The sequence below is a fragment of the Rothia sp. HMSC065D02 genome (assembly GCF_001815285.1).
GTDB lineage: Bacteria > Actinomycetota > Actinomycetes > Actinomycetales > Micrococcaceae > Rothia > Rothia dentocariosa.
This window is the reverse complement of record NZ_KV820089.1, coordinates 58,995-77,801: the sequence shown is the minus strand read 5'-3', so window position 1 is coordinate 77,801 and position 18,807 is coordinate 58,995. Positions and strand designations below refer to the sequence as shown.

Sequence of the window (18,807 nt, the reverse complement as noted above, 5' to 3'; positions counted from 1 at the left end):
TCGCTACACAACATCTATACATCCGGTACAGCATTTGAAAGGCTAAACATGACTGTCCCCACCGCCCTGACCGACGATCCCTTCGGTTTCACCGGTCTGACCTATGATGACGTGTTGCTTCTACCCGGCAACACCGATGTTATTCCCTCCGATGCCGATACCAGCACTCGACTTTCCAAGCGTATTACCCTGGGCACCCCCATTATCTCCGCGGCGATGGATACCGTCACCGACTCTCAAATGGCGATCGCAATGGCGCGTCTAGGCGGCATGGGCGTGATCCACCGTAACCTTTCGATCGAGGACCAGGCAGCGCATGTTGATCGCGTGAAACGCTCCGAATCGGGTATGATTATCAATCCCGTCACTATCGGGGCTGGTGCGACTATCGGCGAATACGATAATCTGTGCGGCTATTACAAGGTTTCGGGTCTGCCGGTGGTCACCGAAGACGGCAAACTTGAAGGTATTATTACCAACCGCGATATTCGCTACCTCTCGCGCTCGGACTATGAAAGTACTCTCGTGCGCGATGTTATGACCCCGATGCCGCTCATTACCGGTTCGCCGAACCTCACGAAGGATGAAGCCTTCGCCCTGCTCTCGAAGAATAAAATCGAGCGTTTACCCCTCATTGACGAGGCCGGTAAACTTGCCGGGTTAATTACCCTCAAAGACTTTGTGAAGACCGAACAGTACCCGCGCGCCACCAAGGATGACGATGGTCGCCTGCGTGTTGGCGCTGCTATTGGCTTCTTCGGCGATGGCTACGAACGTGCAATGGCTCTGGTCGAGGCCGGGGTGGATGCGCTCTTCGTCGATACCGCCAACGGACATTCTCAAGGTGTGCTCGATATGATTTCCCGCCTGAAGAAAGATCCCGCAGCCGCACATGTCGATGTGATTGGTGGTCAGGCGGCAACCCGTGAAGGTGCTCAGGCTATTATTGATGCGGGCGCAGATGCCGTGAAAGTCGGCGTGGGTCCCGGATCAATTTGCACCACTCGTATTATCGCGGGTGTGGGCGTACCCCAGGTAACCGCGATTAACGAATCCGCGAAGGCAGCTATTCCCGCCGGTGTTCCGCTCATCGCCGACGGCGGCATGCAGCACTCCGGTGAGATCGGCAAGGCCCTGGTTGCTGGCGCCGATTCCGTAATGCTTGGCTCGCTTCTGGCGGGAACCGCCGAGGCCCCCGGCGATCTGATTTTCATGAACGGTAAGCAGTTCAAAGCCTACCGCGGCATGGGCTCGCTGGGCGCTATGCAGACCCGCGGTCGCCACAAGTCATACTCGAAAGACCGTTATTTCCAGGCAGATGTTTCCAGCGAAGAGAAGCTGATTCCCGAGGGAATTGAGGGGCAGGTTCCGTTCCGCGGACCGCTTTCTGCCGTGCTGCATCAGCTTGAGGGCGGTCTGCGCCAGACCATGTTCTACGTGGGTTCACGCACCATTGAGGAGCTTAAGACCAAGGGTAAGTTTGTGCGCATCACTCCGGCGGGACTGAAAGAATCTCATCCGCACGATATTACGATGACTGTCGAGGCACCTAACTACCGCCGTTAACCACTGCTGACCGGCTTAGTGGTGTGTAAGGTTCGAATATTAGAGAACCTATTCCGTCGTGCATTTTGTGATATTTCTGAATAATCTGCGGCGGAACGGGCTATACGCCGAGTAGAGTAGATACTGCATCAGGCGCGTAGTCTTGCGGGGTAGTCGTGCGCCAAGAAACACCGGTCAGATACCTTCCGAAGGGAAACACACATGTCCGATATTCAGATTGGGCTCTCTAAGAGCGCCCGCCGCACCTATGCGCTTGACGATGTGGCGCTGGCACCAACGCGCCGCACCCGTGACCGTCGCGATGTTGATACGTCATGGCAGATTGACGCCTTCAAATTTGACACCCCAATTGTGGGCGCACCGATGGACTCTGTGATGTCTCCAGCGACCGCGATTGCGCTCGGAAAGCTCGGTGGGCTAGGCGTGCTCAACCTAGAAGGCTTGTGGACTCGCTATGAGGACCCGCAGCCGCTTCTAGACGAAATTACTGAGCTTCCCGAAGCTGATCCTGCCTCTGCTACCACGCGCATGCAGCAGATTTACGCTGAGCCGATTAAGCCCGAGCTGATTACCGCGCGCCTGGAAGAAATTCGTGATTCGGGTGTTATTGTGGCGGGCTCGCTTACCCCGCAGAACACCCAAGAACATTATGAGACCGTGGTGCAGGCCGGGGCCGATCTTTTCGTGATTCGCGGCGCGTCGGTCTCTGCGGAGCATATCTCAACTTCGCATGAACCGCTGAACCTCAAGAAATTCATTTACGAGCTGGATGTGCCTGTTATGGTCGGCGGCGTGGCAGGGTATACCCAGGCGAAGCACTTGATGCGCACCGGTGCCGCCGGTGTTCTGGTGGGCTTCGGCGGCGGTTCCGCGATGACCACCCGTAAGGGGCTGGGCATTTCTGCGCCGATGGCAACCGCTATTGCCGATGTTGCTGCGGCTCGTTCGGACTACCTGGACGAATCCGGTGGACGGTATGTTCATGTGATTGCCGACGGCGGACTTAGCCGCTCCGGTGACCTGGTGAAGGCACTGGCTCTGGGCGCGGATGCGGTGATGATTGGTGCGCCCCTAGCGCGTGCATCCGAGGCGCCGGGTCAGGGCTGGTACTGGGGTAATGAGGCGCATTCGGTGGATTTCCCGCGCGGCGTGCGTACCCCACTGGGTGTCGTTGGAACCCTCGAAGAAGTGCTGTATGGACCTTCGCACCATGTGGACGGCACGAGTAATATTGTGGGTGCACTCAAGCGTGCTATGGCAACCTGCGGTTACCTGGATTTGAAGAAGTTCCAGAAGGCAGAGATGACGCTCGTGCCAGAATATCGGGGATAGAATGCCAGAAGAAGTAGCGAAAATCGTGGAACGTTCTATCGTAGACGAGATGTATGAGATGCTTTGACCGTAAACAGGTGGTATGTTTCGCAGCTGAGATACGTCTTGAAAATCAACGATGCTGTGCAGTTTGAAATAGTTAAGGTGCCCCGCCGGACAAACTTTCCGGCGGGGCAAACTTATGAGATGTGATAGTTTTTACTTCTTAGGTGACAAAGATTTAGCGAGAAAAATGAGGGATATCGTTATCAATGCAGACGAGAGAGTATATATGACTAAGCGATGACAGCAAGGATAAATTATTTCTTCTTAAGTTTACGCTTAGGACGTTTAGTGAAGATTTTTTCGATCCGGTTCTTCATGTACCAAGTTTCAATATTTTTGATATATTCATCCCAATTAGGCGTAAAAATGTATCCTTGGGGTGCTAACTTGTCAGGTTCATGACTGTCGAAATTATCTGCATTATCTACTCCTGTTTCAGCGGTGAAACCGTAATCCCATGAGGATTTGCCTTTTCCATCATTCCGAAGCCAATTTTGGAAGAACCTCTTAGATTCAAACTTCGCACGCTGCTCTGCTTGTTTACGATTTTCTCTAATTGTGTTACCTAGAGAAGAATCTACCGAGAATATATCAAAATATGCCCTAAAAACATTTCTTGTTATAATTTTTTTCTTCATGGTGTTTCCTAGTACTGTGCTGTATGGATCTTTGGCTTTCAAACAAAAAACAGTTAATATAAAAGAAAGTATTGAAAAAATAACAAAAAATATTTTTATTGGCCAGTCATCAAGATTTTTAGGGATTCCAGTAGTGGGATAAAAAATAGTCATACATACAGAAATAATTGTAAATAGAAGCGAAAATATAAGGATTGTATACCAAATTATGAGATCATATATACTCATGGCATTCTGTGGATGTGGGGGAAATATCTGATACTTCCAATTCACAGGTATATTTTTGAGGTCGTTCTTAGTGGATTGGCTTTCAATTTCAAGCTCATCGATTCGTATAGACTTATTTGCTTGATATAAAGCAAATGTGAAGTTATTATCAACTTTTCCCCTTTCCTCAGGAGTATAGGAATCTTTATTTTTTGAAATACTACTTTTGATAGATTCCCATTTTTCAAGATTGAGAAGTTCTGGAGGAGTCCCTTTTTGAGTGTTTCGGTATACTAGAATAGCTATAACTACTGTGGCTGCGCCCGTTATTAGGGCTGTGATGTCTTTTATAGAAGAAATAATTTCCATAAGATACCTCATGTTGTCAATTGTCGAATCTTGAACTTGTGAAATATTAAATTATCACAACCCTGTATGCCTGTAAATATTAGATTTTCTTAAATTTATTTTTTAGTTATATAAAATATTTTGTATAATACTTTGCGAGATCAGGTATATAGATAGTGAATATGCAGTTACTCAGACATGCCATTAGATCCGTTAGGAGCGCATCGTGTAAACGCGCTACCCTAGATATGTGTGGAAATTGGCGTTTACTCCCCGCTGGCTGGGCGGGCTTTTGCTGGCTCTCGTCTTTGTGACGGGGTTTGTCGCGCTCTCCAGCTGGCAGTTCAACGCCTCCACCTCACAGCAGGTACATTCTGATCCTGCGAAAGATCGAGTGCGACCCTATACCGAGATTCTGCAGGCGCATCAGCCCGTGACGAACTTGACGGTTGATACCGTAGTGCAGGCGAAGGGGGAGTACGTTCCAGGATCCTCCATGCTGGTAGCGGGTCGCTTCAATAACGGTGACCACGGGTACTGGGTTCTGAGTGAATTCATTCCCGAAGGAACCGATAAAGCCGCCGCTTTGGGGAGCACCAAGCCCCGCGCCATCACGGTGGCACGAGCCTGGATAGCGGGCGAGGATGATCATGCCCCGAGCATACCCGCCGAACCGACAGGGACAGTTGAGGTTGCCGGTCGTGTAGTAAATGCCCAGGGCGCCGCCCCGTACACGCGCACGACCGAGAAGGTGCTAGAAAGCGCATCCCCGGCACAGCTGACAAACCTGTGGGATGCGCCCCTCTATGACGGCGTGCTCACGCTTTCCGCCGAAGTACCTGAGAACAAAAAAGTACCCCTCACCGAACAGTACACAATCGCGGAAAACGCCACTATTATTGGACAGTCTGAGAATCTGCGCCCTATTCGCGCAGCCCAGGCGACCAATGATGCCAACATCAACTGGCTCAACATCTTCTATTCGCTCGAATGGCTGATTTTTGCGGCGTTCGCCCTCTACCTATGGGGACGCATGCTTAAGGATGCGGCGCATCGTGCCGCCGAACCAGCCGAATACACCCAGTATTTTGAGTACGAGGGCGAATACTTTGTGGACGAAGCCACCGGACGCCCCTACTATTGGGACCCCGCCGACGAACAATACTATTTCTTCGATGAAGTCCCCGAAGAAGCATCAGCGCGGGTGGAAGATACACCGCGTAACGTGCCGACGAGTGGTAATCCCCAGAAACCTGCAGATACAAAAGACTAACGCCAGCTAAACTCATCAGCACACACGAGAGGCACAGCATGTCAGAGAATTCCGAGAAGAACACAAAAATCACCCCGGTAGAACGTACCGACGGGCGCAAAGTCACCCTATCGCAGAATGCCTCGAAAGCATCAGCAGACGGGGTAGAACACGCGCCCCAGGGTGGATTTACGGTGCGCAAAAAATTTGGCGGTACCGAAACGCAGATTCGTTCCGCGCTAACCTTCTATAAATGGTGCGCATGGATATCCGGTACCTTCCTGTTGCTGCTGGTGGTTGAGATGATCACTCATCACGGGATGGGTTATGACCTGGTGGCCGGCGGTACGGAGGCGGCAAGCGGCAAGTCTGTGGCCTTGGGGGTGCTGAACCGCGAAACCGGTAATCTCACCGGCGGAGTAAACATCTCCACGTGGGTGCTCATTATTCACGGCTGGTTCTACATTATTTATCTGTTCTCCTGCATTCGTATTTGGCTGCTCATGCGCTGGGGTATCGCCCAGCTCATCGTCATGGCGCTTGGCGGCGTGGTGCCGTTCCTCTCATTCATTGTTGAGAAGCGCATCCACGCAGAAACCTTGGCGCAGCTTGAGGCAAACCCGCAGGCAACCAAACGATACTAGCCCCAGCATCGGCGAAAGCCCAACGGCAGTACCCCTGAATGGGTGCCACATAAAACTTTTGTCTCTCCCGTAGAATAGAAATACAAGACTTCGCGCGCTCGCGCGGAATTTCGACCTGACACGTGAGGAAAATCCGTGACCGACTCTGTACACCCGGATCAGCTTGAAGAGCGTCCGGTTCTGGTGGTAGATTACGGTGCCCAGTATGCGCAGCTTATTGCTCGTCGTGTGCGTGAGGCGGGTATCTACTCTGAAATCGTTCCCCACTCTATGAGCACCGAAAAGATGCTCGCTAAAAACCCTGCCGCGATTGTGCTTTCGGGCGGGCCTTCATCGGTGTATGCCGATGGCGCCCCCCGCGGCGATAGGGCACTATTTGAGGCTGGCGTGCCGGTCTTCGGCATCTGCTACGGTTTTCAGGTGATGGCGCAAACCTTGGGCGGTACCGTGGCGCAGACCGGTTCCCGCGAATACGGCGCAACCGACGCAACTTTGTGTGCAGTTGATTCTTCGTTCCTCACCGGCACCCCGCAGACGCAGAACGTGTGGATGTCGCACGGCGATTCTGTGACCGAAGCCCCCGCCGGGTTTGAGGTTCTGGCGCAGACCCCGGGTGCGTCCGTGGCGGCATTCGTGGATGAGCACCGCAAGCTGGGCGGCGTGCAGTGGCACCCCGAGGTGAAGCACTCCGACTACGGTCAGGTTGCGCTTGAGAACTTCCTGTACAACATTGCTGGGCTTAAACCCACCTGGTCAACTGACAATATCATTGAGGAACAGGTTGCGAAGATTCGTGAGCAGGTTGGCGAAGACCGCGTGATTTGTGCGCTTTCTGGCGGCGTGGATTCTTCTGTCGCTGCGGCTCTCGTGCATAAGGCCGTGGGCGATCAGCTGACTTGCTTCTTCATCGACCACGGGCTGCTGCGCGCGGGTGAGCGTGAACAGGTTGAGCAGGATTACGCCGCGTCAATGGGTATCCGTGTGATTACCATTGATGAGTCAGAGCGTTTCCTCACCGCACTGGCTGGTGTGAGTGAACCCGAGCAGAAGCGTAAGATTATTGGCCGCGAGTTCATCCGTTCCTTTGAGCAGGCCGAGCGCAAGCTCATTGAGGAAGCGGGCGAAGAGGGCGCACAGATCAAGTTCCTGGTGCAGGGTACCCTGTACCCGGATGTGGTTGAATCCGGCGGCGGCGAGGGCGCGGCGAATATTAAATCGCACCACAATGTGGGCGGTCTGCCTGAGGATTTAGCGTTTGAGCTAGTCGAGCCGCTGCGTACCCTGTTTAAGGATGAGGTTCGTGCGATTGGTCGTCAGCTGGGTGTTCCCGAGAAGATTGTGGCGCGTCAGCCGTTCCCCGGTCCCGGTCTGGGTATTCGTATTGTGGGTGAGGTGACCCGCGAGAACCTTGAGACCCTGCGCGCGGCGGATGCGATTGTGCGTGAAGAGCTGACTGCCGCCGGTCAGGACGAGCATATTTGGCAGTGCCCCGTAGTACTTCTTTCCGGTGTGCGTTCGGTGGGTGTTCAGGGCGATGGCCGCACTTATGGGCATCCGATTGTGCTACGCCCGGTTTCTTCAGAGGATGCGATGACTGCCGACTGGTCGCGCCTGCCTTATGACCTGCTGGCAAAAATCTCGAACCGGATTACGAACGAAGTCAAAGACGTGAACCGCGTGGTGCTGGATGTCACCTCCAAACCTCCGGGAACCATTGAGTGGGAGTAACGCACTAGGGGAGTAGCCCCTAGGATTCAACCCAGTTTTGGATAGGTAAGCCGCCCGGGGTGTCCTGAAATCAGGACGCGCCGGGCGGCTTTGCTGTGGTCATAAAGGTATAGAAGCTGCGCCATGGTCCTCTTGAAACGGAATATTCTCAAGTCCTTCTGCAGCAGAGCACAGCTTCGGATGCCTATGATGGGAATATGAAAGTCTGGATAGTACTCGATAAAAGGTGCGGGCTTGGTTTTCAGAAAATCTTGTTGGTTTCTCGGCATTGTTCCGTTTGTGGTTTTACCAAGGCTCAAACCCACAAAGTGAATAAACCTTAGAATAAGTGTTACCAGCGTAATGAGAAAAGCAGTACAAATAACTGATAAATCGGCTTAGCCACTATGAGAACTGGGGACAGTGTTGTAAACAAGAGTCACGAACCAGCAGAGGTAAGAGCCAGTGTTTTTACTGTAATCTAGGGATTGCCTCTAATGATTAACCCTCAGTGTTTTTGTCCTGAAAGCTGGGTGGTCTTCTTAATACTATTTGTCGTGACAACAATCATTAATATGCACAAAATGGCATCGTAGAGGGATACCATAGAGCCTATTGCTATAGAAACTTGCTTTGAGCCTGAACCGCGGTAGCCCATAAATGGAATAATAGCCCACTCTAGAATAAGCGACATATAGATAACCTCAGATATCGGAGCAACAATAAGGCCGTAAATATTGACACCTCGTATCCATCGAAACTTGACTGATTTCCTAAACCGCATAAATGCGATAATCTGCAAGAAAATGTGGCTCATGTAGGGCAGTGCAACAACGGTAGCAATAGCTACAATGACAAATATAAGATCGCTAAATTCATCGCGTTCAGACACCATAATATAAATGGCTGCTTGGATAAAAATAAACAATAGGACAAGTACAGGAATAATAATCAGAACATTCCTGATAGCCTGTGCTATGAGAAGACTTTTGCGGGTTTTGGGGTCTATATCGAACTGTTTTGGTACGCGCTCATGAGATTCTTCCTTTTTCTTGGTCCCCTGAGGTTCCGAGCCAGCCTGAGGCTCCAAGGACATCTTACCCTCAATACCTTCTAAGCCGTATAGCTGTGTATATTTGGGATCTAGATGTGCGTTTTTCGGATTATTACCCAATGCCCTCCGCTCTTCTGTAGAAGGCTGCGGGTCATTGTTGTCAGCGGTTGAAAAATTCTTATCGGTGCTCATGGTGCTCACCCTAATCTTTCTTCTGCGACCTAACGTTAATGTGCTGCCGAGGAACCTTTGCATCCGATTTGTCATGGTGATTCTTCAGGGGTTTTAAATCACCGTCCGTTTCGTATGCTCCGGAGTTAGAACCTTCCAGAACATCGTCATATATTCGAGGTTTAGCGACAGTAGTCCTTTTGCCTTGAAAATCACGAAGATCATTCCTCTTGATTACATTCATCACGACGATCATGACGATGCTGATAACAGCTTCAAGAACGCAGGCACCTAGCGACCACCATAATAGTCCAATATCAGCACCTGTTATGTTTGGAGCTGCTACCTGCAGCTTCATCATGAACCACGTATAGAAAGCACCAATAGGCGCAACAATCATCAGGCTATAAATGTTGATTCCTACAACCCAAGCGATCCGAGTTTCTTTCTTTGCCCGTGACCATGCCGCAGCCTGCAAAATAAAATGCAAACCAAAAGGCAGGAAAAGGATTAGACCAAGAGCGATAGAGAGCAAAGGGAGTAATGGCAGTACTAATATAAATTCAATGATAGTCCTTATGGTCTGCACAGCTATAAGACTAGGAGGAAACGAGGTCTGCTTCTTGGTCGAATCTGCCTTAGGTTCTTTCCTCATCTCATGAATATCTTGAGCCTGGACCGTTCCATGCTCAGGTTTTGGAAGGTTCTTATTAGTAGTCATGGCTTCACCCTAAACTTATAGCCTGGGTATTCAGTGGAAGCTCCCTGAATATTCTCAAAAAACATTTTTGAATTTATCTAACAAGAAAAATAATCTTTATCTAAAAGCATTAGGGTTCTAACGCTTTGTTGAGGGTTATTCATTAGGGGTGCCTCTTTAGGTGATAGTAAATCAGGAGCGCAGATTTTCTTTGGAGGCGGGGTGCGCACTCCTGCTGTAAATTGTCACTCCCGCTCTGCATGTTTGTCCTTTGCGGTGTTCTGTCTCAATGAGTCCTCGCATCAGTCATTGACAACCGGTTGTCATATGTGTAAACTGGTTGTCAAAATTGCTACTGGAGGAAAAATGGATGCTTCATTACTGAGTGAACTCGTGGTGCAGATCTTCCGTGTGAACGGAACACTCACCGCATGGGGAGACCGGTTCGCCGCCGAAAGCGGTCTCACAACTGCACGCTGGCAAGTATTAGGTGCAATCTCGATGGCGAAAGAACCGAGTACTTCTCCTCAAATCGCCGAACGTATGGGAATAACCCGGCAGGGTGTGCAAAAGCAGTTAAATCTTCTGCGGGATGAGGGGCTGGTTATGTCCGTCGAAAATCCCGCGCATAAACGTTCCCCGCGGTATTCCTTGACCGAACACGGCGAGCAGAAATTAGCGGAAATCCGAAAACGTTGGCGCCAACAGGTTAAGCAATGGAGCGGGGTACATCAGTATGAATCTGTTATTGCCGCTCTTGAAGTTCTCGATGTTTTATCTGAACAAATGAAGGAATAAAACAAATACGAAAAGCTACCGGCGGAGGTTTAGATATGAATCCCGTTCTATTGACCGTAAACACTATTTCTGCACTCGTAACGATCGCCAGCGCATTTTTGGCGATATATCGTCCCGGGCTTATGGTTCACGCTTCTTCCGTTGACGCTAATACTCGTTTCTACGTATACATGTATGCTGTGCGCGCTATACCGGCTGGAATAGCTGTTCTTATTGCACCCTTCTACTTTCGAGGCGGTGCCGTCGCCCTGCTTCTTGCGACTTTTGCGGTCATACAGGCGGGTGATGCATTTATCGGCTGGACCCGCAAAGAATGGGGCATGGTGTTCTTCCCCTCGCTCAGCGCGGTAGTCCACACGGTCGTTGCGCTTTCGATTCCGGGCGTATAGAGATGGCTCTCAATGAAGGGAAGGATTGCCCGCAGGATATTGCCCCTATGTACACCGGCTCAGTCAGCGGTACTGGGATGCGGAGCTGTGTATCACAGAGAAAACCTGCTTCGGATGTACTCTGACCACTCGGTTCTTCTAAGCAAAACTCTAGGTAATTCTGCGCTGGAACTGTAGTGTTAAAAAGAGCGTTGTATTCCCAAGTACTTCGTGGATTTAGTCATCGAGTAAACATAAAAACGAGGAGGAAACCCATGAAACGCTTTGAAAACAAGACCATTCTGATTACCGGCGCGAGCAGTGGTATTGGTCTGGCGGGCGCAAAACGTCTGATCGAAGAGGGTGCACACGTTATTTTTACGGGCCGCACCGAAAGCCATGTGCAGGCTGCAGCAGCCGAGCTGGGCGATCATGCTACCGCCGTTCTGGATGATGTTTCGGACGGCAACACTCTGGAGCGCATCATACCTGTGGTGGAGCGTGCCGGTGCGTTGGATGGTGTGTGGCTCAACGCCGCATACGCAGCCGGAGGTCCTTTGGAAGAGATGGACCAGGCGACTCTCGATCAGATATTTAAGGTGAATGTAGTGGCACCGATGATCCAAATGGGCGCGCTTTCTCCGTATGTGAAAGACGGCGGGTCGGTGCTAGTGACGTCTTCGACGGCGGCTTATGAGGGAGCGCCTATAGTCTCTGCCTATGCCGCAACAAAAGCTGCTATTCTGGCGGCGGCGCGTGGCTGGGCCTCCGAGCTTGCACCGCGCAATATTCGGGTGAATAGCCTGGTTCCCGGGCCGATTACGAGCAACCTGCGGTCGGTTCTTCCCGATGAGATGCGCGCCCAATTCGAGGAACGGCTTGCCGAAGCCGTGCTCCTCAAACGTGTGGGCGATGCGCGCGAAGCCGCCGCGGTCGCGCTATTCCTGCTCTCTGATGAGGCCAGCTATGTGACGGGTAGCTCGTATACAGTAGATGGCGGTCTGATCATGCAGTAGCGCTCTGCTGTTCGGCGGTGCGTGAATACGCGCATAGCTGTTTAGCCCCCCAGGTAAGCGCTAAAAAGTGCCTTTATGTGAATAAAACATTTTTTAACGCATTATTCACATAAAGGCATTTTTTGATCGAAAAGTTTAACGAAGATTTTTAGCTATATGAATATCTACATTTTTACTCAGTTATGCGTGATGTACAGGGTTTCACAATACCTTGATGCCTAGAGTCGTATTCCCATCCCCAATCACACATGAGTTGTAGCACCGGTAGAAATGTTTGCCCTTCCGCGCTTAGTGTGTATTCCACTCTTGGCGGTACTTCCGCATATACGGTGCGTTCGATGAGCCCATCTTCTTCGAGCTGACGGAGCTGCTCAGTTAGCACTTTTGAACTGATCCCTTCAAGTAGCAGAAGCAGATTGCGAGTGCGTTTTGCCCCATTGCTCAAGTGGTAGAGAATGAGGCACTTATATTTGCCTCCCACCAGATTCATTGCCATCTCTATTGCAGAAATTTTTTTCATTAAAAACCTACCGTAAATACTTAAAACTTACCTAAAAGTATGTATAGAACCTATAAGTAAGTTATGTTTTAATGCATTTTTGTACATTATACTGAATTTTGTAATCACCCGAAGAGAAAATGTTACTCATGACTTTGCAAGACCTTATACGTGACCGTCGCTCTACTCGATATTTTGACCCGGCCTGTCTGATAAGCCACGAGGATATGTATCGTCTTATTAATCGTGCTAACCAGGCTCCTAGCAGTAATAATTCGCAGCCGTGGCGGGTTGTGATCGTAACCGAGCAGCATTTACGCGAAAAGCTGTTGCCTATTGCGTATAACCAGCAGCAGATTATGACTGCATCGGCCGTGTTGATTCTGCTGGGTGATCGGCAAGCATACTATGCGGATAATTTGAATCGAATACATCACGAAGAATATATTGCTGGATGCTTCTCCCAAGAAATCTGTGAGACACTGACCCAGGCCGCTATTGAATTTTATGAGCCGTGTAGCGAGCAGGAAATACAGAAATTTTTAGGTTTAGACTGTGGGCTCTGGGCGATGACTTTTATGTTGGCGGCGCAGGAAGCCGGGTGGAATACGGTACCTATGACGGGGTATCAGCGTGCAGAATTGCGTGAGATGCTGCGCCTGCCAAGCCGATATCTTGACATTATGATGATTGCTGTAGGCTCCGGAACACGAGAAGGACATCGTACTTTACGGCATGAGGCGGAGCGCGTAACGGTGTGGAATGCCCCTCCCGCAGAGAAACCTTAAGATCTCCGAATTGCCGCCCCCGTATATGGTGGGATGCCGCTTTTCTATTCATAAGTGTCTTGCACATTCTATATGCATTTTGAATGCAAAACCTTCTCTATAGACGGGGTTACAGGGCTCACCCTACAATGAGGAATACCCGCCAGAAGACAATAAAAGGAGCGTGCACCGTGAAAACCCTAGGCATTATCGGTGGCATGAGCCCTGAGAGTACCACCCTGTACTACCGGATCATTAACCGTGAGGTCAACCGCTGCCTTGGAGGCAACCACAGTGCCGACATCGTGATGCATAGCGTAGATTTTGAGGAAGTCGTGCGTCTGCAAAAAAGCGGTGACTGGGAAGCCGCCGGGGTTCTGCTGGCGGCAAGCGCCGCAAAACTTGAGGGTGCGGGTGCGCAGCTGCTGCTGGTGGCCACGAACACCATGCACAAGGTTGCCCCCGCGATAGAGCGTGCCACCACCGTACCGCTACTGCACGTAGTTGACGCCACCGCCACCGCCATCCAAAGGCAGGGGCTGCAGAGGGTGGGGCTGCTGGGCACAACCTTCACCATGAGCGACGGGTTCTACACCGAGCGCATGGCGGCGCAAGGAATCCAGACGATCGTACCAACCGAACCGGAACAGGCAGAGACTAGCCGCATCATTTTTGAGCAGCTGTGCCTGGGTCGTGTGGAGCCTGAATCCGTGCAGTATCTTCAGCAGGTCATTACAGGGCTGAAGGAGCAGGGCGCCCAAGGCGTGATTCTGGGGTGCACCGAACTCTGCCTGGCGGTGGATGCGGACAAGACCCCGCTGCCGGTCTTTGACAGCACCACCAGTCACGCGCTCGCGGCAGTAGAGGCAGTGTTAACGCCGCCGCTTCCCGCATAAACCCCGCTTCTTGACCGAAATAAATAACTTGCTCCCCATGAAAAGACTAGCTGCAGCCCTTGAATATAAAGTTCCACCGCCACTTATTGGGGCACTGTGCGCCTTACTGATGTGGCTCATCTGCGGGGTGCCGCCGCTGACAGGAAGACCACCGCTGCTGCTGGTTCCCGCCCTTGCACTGGTTGTACTCGGCCTAACGGTGGACGCGGTGGGGGTGCTGTCATTCAGACGTGCCCGCACCACAGTGAACCCGTTCGCCCCCGAACGCACCGTAAACATTGTCTCCTCCGGAATATACCGTTTAAGCCGCAACCCCATGTACTTGGGTATGGCCTGCATACTTACCGGGTGGGCGGTGTGGCTGTGGCAGGTGCAGGCTGTGCTCGGGGTGGTGCTTTTCGTCGTCTGGATAACGCGTTTTCAGATTATTCCCGAAGAGCGGGTTCTCACCCAGAAATTCGGTACAGAATACCGGCAGTACCGCCAGCGGGTGCGGCGCTGGGTATAGCCCAGCACCTGCCAAAACTGTGTATGGCTGGCTTACGTACATACATCCTGCCAACCGAAACTCTGAATGGTTTGGGGACTCACTATCGTATGTGTGCCTTTTACAGGATAGACTTAATAGCGGTGGGCTCGCAGGAAAGACGGTGATATTCATGAATCGTATCTCGACCTATTTTCTCGATCTTGAAGGCATTAAAACCGCGTACTACAGTACGGAGGGTGAAGGCACGCCTATCGTGCTCCTTCATGGTGGCGGGGTGGATCACGCCATGCTCTCCTGGAAAACGATCATGCAGACCTGGACCGGATCTCAGCCTTTAGTTGCCCTGGATCTGCCAGGGTATGGCAACAGCGATAAACCCGAATTAGAGTACTCGCTGAGTTTCTACACGGGCTTCCTCAAAGCCTTCCTTGATACTTTGAACGCTCAAAATGTTACCTTGTGTGGCCTTTCAATGGGCGGCGCCATTGCTTTGCAATATGCGCTGCGGTATACGGACTATATTGGCAAGCTGGTGCTGGTAGCGCCTTGGGGTGTGTCCGCTTCAGCACCGTATTCACTTATGGGACGGTTGCGGGTGCGTTTGCCACTCAATCAGGTGGTATATAAAACCTTGCAGAATAGGTGGCTGGCAAAGAACATTATTGCCGGGTCACTGATTGGGAATCGCGAGAAAATTACCCCCGAAATTCTGGATGAGGTACAAACTGCCGCCCATTCGAAAGACGCGGCACGAGTTTTTCAATCATTTCAGATCAGTGAGTTGTGGGGAGAACATCCGGTCGGGCACCTAATACCGCTTCTGCCACAGATCAAGGTGCCAACCCTATTTATTCAAGGGGATAAGGACCCCGGCATCAAAGTCGGTGATGTGAAGCAGGCAGCCGCATCTATGCCGAATGCACGGGTCGAAATTTTTGAGCATCATAAGCATTGGGTTCAGAAAGAGAGCCCCGAACGGTTTGCGGATATAGTGCGCGACTTCATCGAGTCGTAACTCTTGTCATACTGAACGAACAGCATAAAATGAACCCCGGGAAGCGCTTTGAGAACAAGACTTTCCGGTAATCGGCGAGAGTAGCAGTATCGGCCGGGCAGGCAAAAAACATCTCTGATTAGGGAAGACGCTCAGGTACTTTTACAGGTTGCACCAAAAACCACGTGTATGTTACTGCCGCAGCGGCGCTATTCTGGCTCTCTGGCGAGGCCAGCTACGTGACGGGAAGCTCATAGACGGTGGACGGTGGACTGATCATGCAGTAGCGTTTTGCCGCTAAACCGGTGTGCAAGTATACGCGGGCGGCTTAGGGCTGAGGAGGAGAGAGGTGAGCGATAAAAAGCTACTTAACACGGTCGCCCCGTTCACCAACTTCTGTATGCACATCCGAAAATGGAAGAGAGCAGCGCAGGTGTAAATCCCAAGTTCATAAAACGGTACCTTCGTCTGGAAATAGAGGAAACCGGGATTTTATCTGTAAAAAATGCAAAATATTGCAGATATTATAGATACCTTATAATCTGGGGTAACGGTCGTAAAGAGTTCAGGAGGTGCGCCGTGACTATTACAGACACGCTTGCCCAGCCCTTTGCAGAGGTCAGGCAAGATGCTGAGGAGCTCCGTGACGTCAAAATTTTGGCTGCGGAACTTGCTACAGCTGATGCAGAACATATTTCTGTTCAGGTGAGTATTGAGGGAGATAAAGCGAAGGAGCTTGGGCCTAAGCTGAATTCACTGATCGCAGAGATGATTACGATGCTTGCTAATGACCAGGAGCCTAGCCTGGTGAGCGTTCCACAAGAGTTAACGACGACAGTGGCCGCAAAGCGCCTTGGGATTTCCCGTCCAACTTTAATGAAGCTTATCCGTGAAGGGAAAATTCCAGCCCACAAAGTGCGCTCACACGTGCGTCTCTTAACGGCAGATGTTGATGCATTCCGTCAGAAGCAGCTTCAAAAGCAAATTGATGCCTTTAATAAACTTCGTGACTTCGAGCATGAAATGGGTCTCTAGGGTGAAAGAACGGGGCTAGCGTGGAGACGTACCGTGTTTTGCTTGATGCAAATATATTAATGTCCAAAACTTTACGAGATTGGATTCTAAAGTCTGCATTCTATTCGCAAGGTAGATTTCAAGTCCTAATTTCACAAGGAATATTAGACGAATGGGGAAACCATACACGGAACAACAACCCCACTCTCGATGAGGGAGTTATCGAAAAATGGCGTCGGCAGATCATTGAATCCTGTGGCGGCAATGATTGCATACTTCGAGGTTTTCCTGTACCTGAGGTGCCCAACTATCCCGACCCGGAGGATTTGCATGTTCATGCTGCTGCAATTGCAGGAAATGTTGATGCCTTAGCAACGAATGATAAAGCTCTTATCGCATACGGGCTTTCGGAGGCAGGCGAGAACTTAGGATACGACATTATGAGCGCTGATAATATCCTGATGCAGCTCGTGGATTTTACAACACCTGATTTTTGGGTTCAGTTATACCTCTCGGAGGTAAGGTATTGGTTAGACCGCCAGGGAAACGTTGATTTAATATCTCAGCTTCGCCAATCGCAGGCAGAAAAATTTGCTGATTATCTTTTGAAAAATATCGTCAATATGCCGCGTGTGCATATAACTGTTGACCGAATGATCGCAAAACGGTATAGATAAATCTGTGCGTTGTACCCTTAATCTATAGAAATGCTCTCCACACTTAGCAGAGAGCATTTCTATAGGAGAAGAACCAGAAGAACCTACTTCACGATGCGGTAGACCTTCGCTTCGTAGGGGCGCAGGGTGGTGCCCGCATCGGTCAGCGCGCCGGTATCATCCCGGTAGTTGGAGTGCACCAGTTCGACGGACGCCCCGGCTGCACGCGCATCATCCAGCAGCGAGAAGGTGCGCTCCACCGAATCAGACGTGAAGTTAGAAACCACGAGCAGAGACTGGTTCGCGTCGGTGCCGTCCGGGCCGCCGGTACGGGTGTAGGCGTACACCTGCTCATCCTCGGCATGAGGAACCTCAACCGAATCTACGGGTGCGAACGACCCGTATACCATCAGATCTTTGAGCTCACCGCGGCGCAGTTTCGCCAATTCCTGATAGTGGTAGAACACCGAATCCTGATCGTCCAGGGCAGCCTGCGCATTAATTTGCGGGTAGTTTGGGTTCACCTTCAGCCACGGTTCGACTCCCGCGTTCGTGAACCCACCGTTTGCCGAGTCGTCCCATTGCATTGGAGTGCGGGCGTTATCACGACCCTTAATGTAGATAGCGCGCATCGCATCCTCGTGGCTGAGCCGTTGATGATCCACGTGCATATCCTCGTAGAAACGAATCGAATCGCCGTCGCGGTAGTCCTCGATCGACTCGAATCGCACATTGGTCATGCCCAGTTCTTCACCCTGGTAAATATAGGGGGTTCCCTGCATAAAATGTAAGGTGGTTGCCAACTGCTTCGCTGAAAGTACCCGAAATTCGGGGGAATCGTTGCCGAACCGCGAGACCACGCGCGGCTGATCGTGGTTATTCCAGTACAGCGAACCCCACGCCTTGCCCTCAAGTTTCGTCTGCCACTCGTTCAGAATGCGCTTAAGCTCGGTTAGCTTATACGGCGCATACGACCACTTGCCGCCCAGCGAACCTTCGGGGTCGTTATCGACGCCCATGTGGTCGAAGTGGAAGAGCATCTGCAGTTCGCCCGCATCGTAGCCTGCCCACAGCTTCGCGTCCTCGGGGCTGGTCGCGCTCGTTTCGCCCACGGTCATCACATCGTACTTCGAGAACGCCTCACGGTTGAGCTCTTTCATCCACGGATGCACCATCGTGCCGTTCGCAATCACAAACGGGATCGACGACGTATGCTTCTCAAAATCGGTGGAAGGATCATCCGGGAAACCTTCGGGCTTAGAAATAATGTTGATGGCGTCCAGCCGGAAACCATCCACGCCCTTATCGAGCCACCAGCGCACCATCGCATACAGGTCTTCGCGCACCTTCGGGTTCGCCCAGTTCAGATCGGGCTGTTCCTTGAAGAAAATGTGCAGGTAGAACTGTTGCGTGGCTTCATCCCACTCCCAGGCGGAGCCACCGAATTCGGAAGCCCAGTTATTCGGAGGAATCGGGGCGCCATTCTCATCAAACCCGTTGGGGTCTTTCCAAATGTAGTAGTCGCGGTACGGGTTATCCTTTGAGGAACGAGACTGCACAAACCACGGATGCTGATCCGAAGTATGGTTCGCCACCAAATCCATCAGAATTTTAATGCCGTGCTCATGTGCGGTCGCCAGCAGCT

At 51.3% G+C, this 18,807-nt stretch carries 19 protein-coding genes; 14 read left to right on the top strand and 5 right to left on the bottom strand.

Annotated features, from left to right (window positions below):
* Positions 1-48 precede the first annotated feature (48 nt).
* Entirely contained in the window at positions 49-1,566 is a 1,518-nt protein-coding gene (gene guaB / locus HMPREF3016_RS04450) for an IMP dehydrogenase (RefSeq protein WP_070740530.1), read from the top strand.
* 201 nt (positions 1,567-1,767) lie between these two features.
* Positions 1,768-2,898, top strand: a complete 1,131-nt coding sequence (locus HMPREF3016_RS04445) for a GuaB3 family IMP dehydrogenase-related protein (RefSeq protein WP_004005226.1) — start codon at positions 1,768-1,770, stop codon at positions 2,896-2,898.
* Positions 2,899-3,197: 299 nt separating this feature from the next.
* Here the strand turns inward: HMPREF3016_RS04445 and HMPREF3016_RS04440 are convergent, their stop codons facing one another.
* On the bottom strand, positions 3,198-4,157 hold the full coding sequence (locus HMPREF3016_RS04440) for a hypothetical protein (protein ID WP_070740527.1): 960 nt from the start codon (positions 4,155-4,157) through the stop codon (positions 3,198-3,200).
* Between the two features lie 229 nt (positions 4,158-4,386).
* Between HMPREF3016_RS04440 and HMPREF3016_RS04435 the strand changes: the two genes are divergently transcribed.
* From HMPREF3016_RS04435 to guaA, 3 genes are all read left to right on the top strand, one after another.
* Positions 4,387-5,409: an SURF1 family protein gene (locus tag HMPREF3016_RS04435; RefSeq protein WP_070740525.1), complete on the top strand. Its 1,023-nt coding sequence runs from the start codon at positions 4,387-4,389 to the stop codon at positions 5,407-5,409.
* A gap of 38 nt (positions 5,410-5,447) precedes the next feature.
* Entirely contained in the window at positions 5,448-6,032 is a 585-nt protein-coding gene (locus HMPREF3016_RS04430) for a DUF3817 domain-containing protein (RefSeq protein WP_070740521.1), read from the top strand.
* A gap of 135 nt (positions 6,033-6,167) precedes the next feature.
* A complete protein-coding gene (gene guaA / locus HMPREF3016_RS04425; RefSeq protein ID WP_070740518.1) occupies positions 6,168-7,760 on the top strand; it encodes a glutamine-hydrolyzing GMP synthase in 1,593 nt (530 codons plus the stop codon).
* A gap of 487 nt (positions 7,761-8,247) precedes the next feature.
* On the opposite strand, the gene HMPREF3016_RS04415 is transcribed toward guaA, so the two are convergent.
* Together HMPREF3016_RS04415 and HMPREF3016_RS04410 are read right to left on the bottom strand one after the other, a co-directional pair.
* Complete coding sequence (locus HMPREF3016_RS04415; protein WP_070741083.1) at positions 8,248-8,985, bottom strand: uracil phosphoribosyltransferase; 738 nt, start codon at positions 8,983-8,985, stop codon at positions 8,248-8,250.
* 10 nt (positions 8,986-8,995) lie between these two features.
* Positions 8,996-9,685, bottom strand: a complete 690-nt coding sequence (locus HMPREF3016_RS04410; protein ID WP_070740512.1) for a hypothetical protein — start codon at positions 9,683-9,685, stop codon at positions 8,996-8,998.
* Positions 9,686-9,991: 306 nt separating this feature from the next.
* Here HMPREF3016_RS04410 and HMPREF3016_RS04405 point away from each other — a divergent pair, with 306 nt between their 5' ends.
* The 3 genes from HMPREF3016_RS04405 (at position 9,992) to HMPREF3016_RS04395 (ending at position 11,846) form a co-directional block, all read left to right on the top strand.
* Positions 9,992-10,462, top strand: coding sequence for a MarR family winged helix-turn-helix transcriptional regulator (locus HMPREF3016_RS04405; RefSeq protein ID WP_246828459.1), 471 nt, complete (start codon positions 9,992-9,994; stop codon positions 10,460-10,462).
* A 35-nt stretch (positions 10,463-10,497) separates the two neighbouring features.
* On the top strand, positions 10,498-10,851 hold the full coding sequence (locus tag HMPREF3016_RS04400; RefSeq protein WP_070740509.1) for a hypothetical protein: 354 nt from the start codon (positions 10,498-10,500) through the stop codon (positions 10,849-10,851).
* A gap of 254 nt (positions 10,852-11,105) precedes the next feature.
* Positions 11,106-11,846 carry an SDR family NAD(P)-dependent oxidoreductase gene (locus HMPREF3016_RS04395; protein ID WP_070740506.1) on the top strand — a complete coding sequence of 247 codons (741 nt, stop codon included), beginning with the start codon at positions 11,106-11,108 and terminating at the stop codon, positions 11,844-11,846.
* 172 nt (positions 11,847-12,018) lie between these two features.
* Here HMPREF3016_RS04395 and HMPREF3016_RS04390 read toward each other — a convergent pair whose 3' ends face one another.
* A complete protein-coding gene (locus tag HMPREF3016_RS04390) occupies positions 12,019-12,336 on the bottom strand; it encodes a winged helix-turn-helix transcriptional regulator (RefSeq protein WP_246828497.1) in 318 nt (105 codons plus the stop codon).
* Between the two features lie 158 nt (positions 12,337-12,494).
* Between HMPREF3016_RS04390 and HMPREF3016_RS04385 the strand changes: the two genes are divergently transcribed.
* The 6 genes from HMPREF3016_RS04385 to HMPREF3016_RS04360 all read left to right on the top strand — a co-directional run bounded on the left by HMPREF3016_RS04385 (position 12,495) and on the right by HMPREF3016_RS04360 (position 17,183).
* Positions 12,495-13,133 (top strand): nitroreductase family protein, encoded by a 639-nt coding sequence (locus HMPREF3016_RS04385; RefSeq protein WP_070740500.1) that lies wholly within the window; start codon positions 12,495-12,497, stop codon positions 13,131-13,133.
* Between the two features lie 170 nt (positions 13,134-13,303).
* The gene (locus HMPREF3016_RS04380) at positions 13,304-14,008 is read left to right on the top strand and encodes an aspartate/glutamate racemase family protein (protein ID WP_070740497.1); all 705 of its coding nucleotides are present in this window, start codon (positions 13,304-13,306) and stop codon (positions 14,006-14,008) included.
* 37 nt (positions 14,009-14,045) lie between these two features.
* A complete protein-coding gene (locus HMPREF3016_RS04375) occupies positions 14,046-14,516 on the top strand; it encodes a methyltransferase family protein (RefSeq protein ID WP_048754918.1) in 471 nt (156 codons plus the stop codon).
* 151 nt (positions 14,517-14,667) lie between these two features.
* On the top strand, positions 14,668-15,513 hold the full coding sequence (locus HMPREF3016_RS04370) for an alpha/beta fold hydrolase (RefSeq protein ID WP_070740494.1): 846 nt from the start codon (positions 14,668-14,670) through the stop codon (positions 15,511-15,513).
* 558 nt (positions 15,514-16,071) lie between these two features.
* Positions 16,072-16,527 (top strand): helix-turn-helix domain-containing protein, encoded by a 456-nt coding sequence (locus HMPREF3016_RS10750; RefSeq protein WP_048754916.1) that lies wholly within the window; start codon positions 16,072-16,074, stop codon positions 16,525-16,527.
* A gap of 20 nt (positions 16,528-16,547) precedes the next feature.
* A complete protein-coding gene (locus tag HMPREF3016_RS04360; protein ID WP_048754915.1) occupies positions 16,548-17,183 on the top strand; it encodes a PIN domain-containing protein in 636 nt (211 codons plus the stop codon).
* Positions 17,184-17,266: 83 nt separating this feature from the next.
* On the opposite strand, the gene HMPREF3016_RS04355 is transcribed toward HMPREF3016_RS04360, so the two are convergent.
* On the bottom strand, positions 17,267-18,807 hold a 1,541-nt coding region (locus HMPREF3016_RS04355; RefSeq protein ID WP_070740491.1), incomplete at its 5' end, for a glycoside hydrolase family 13 protein.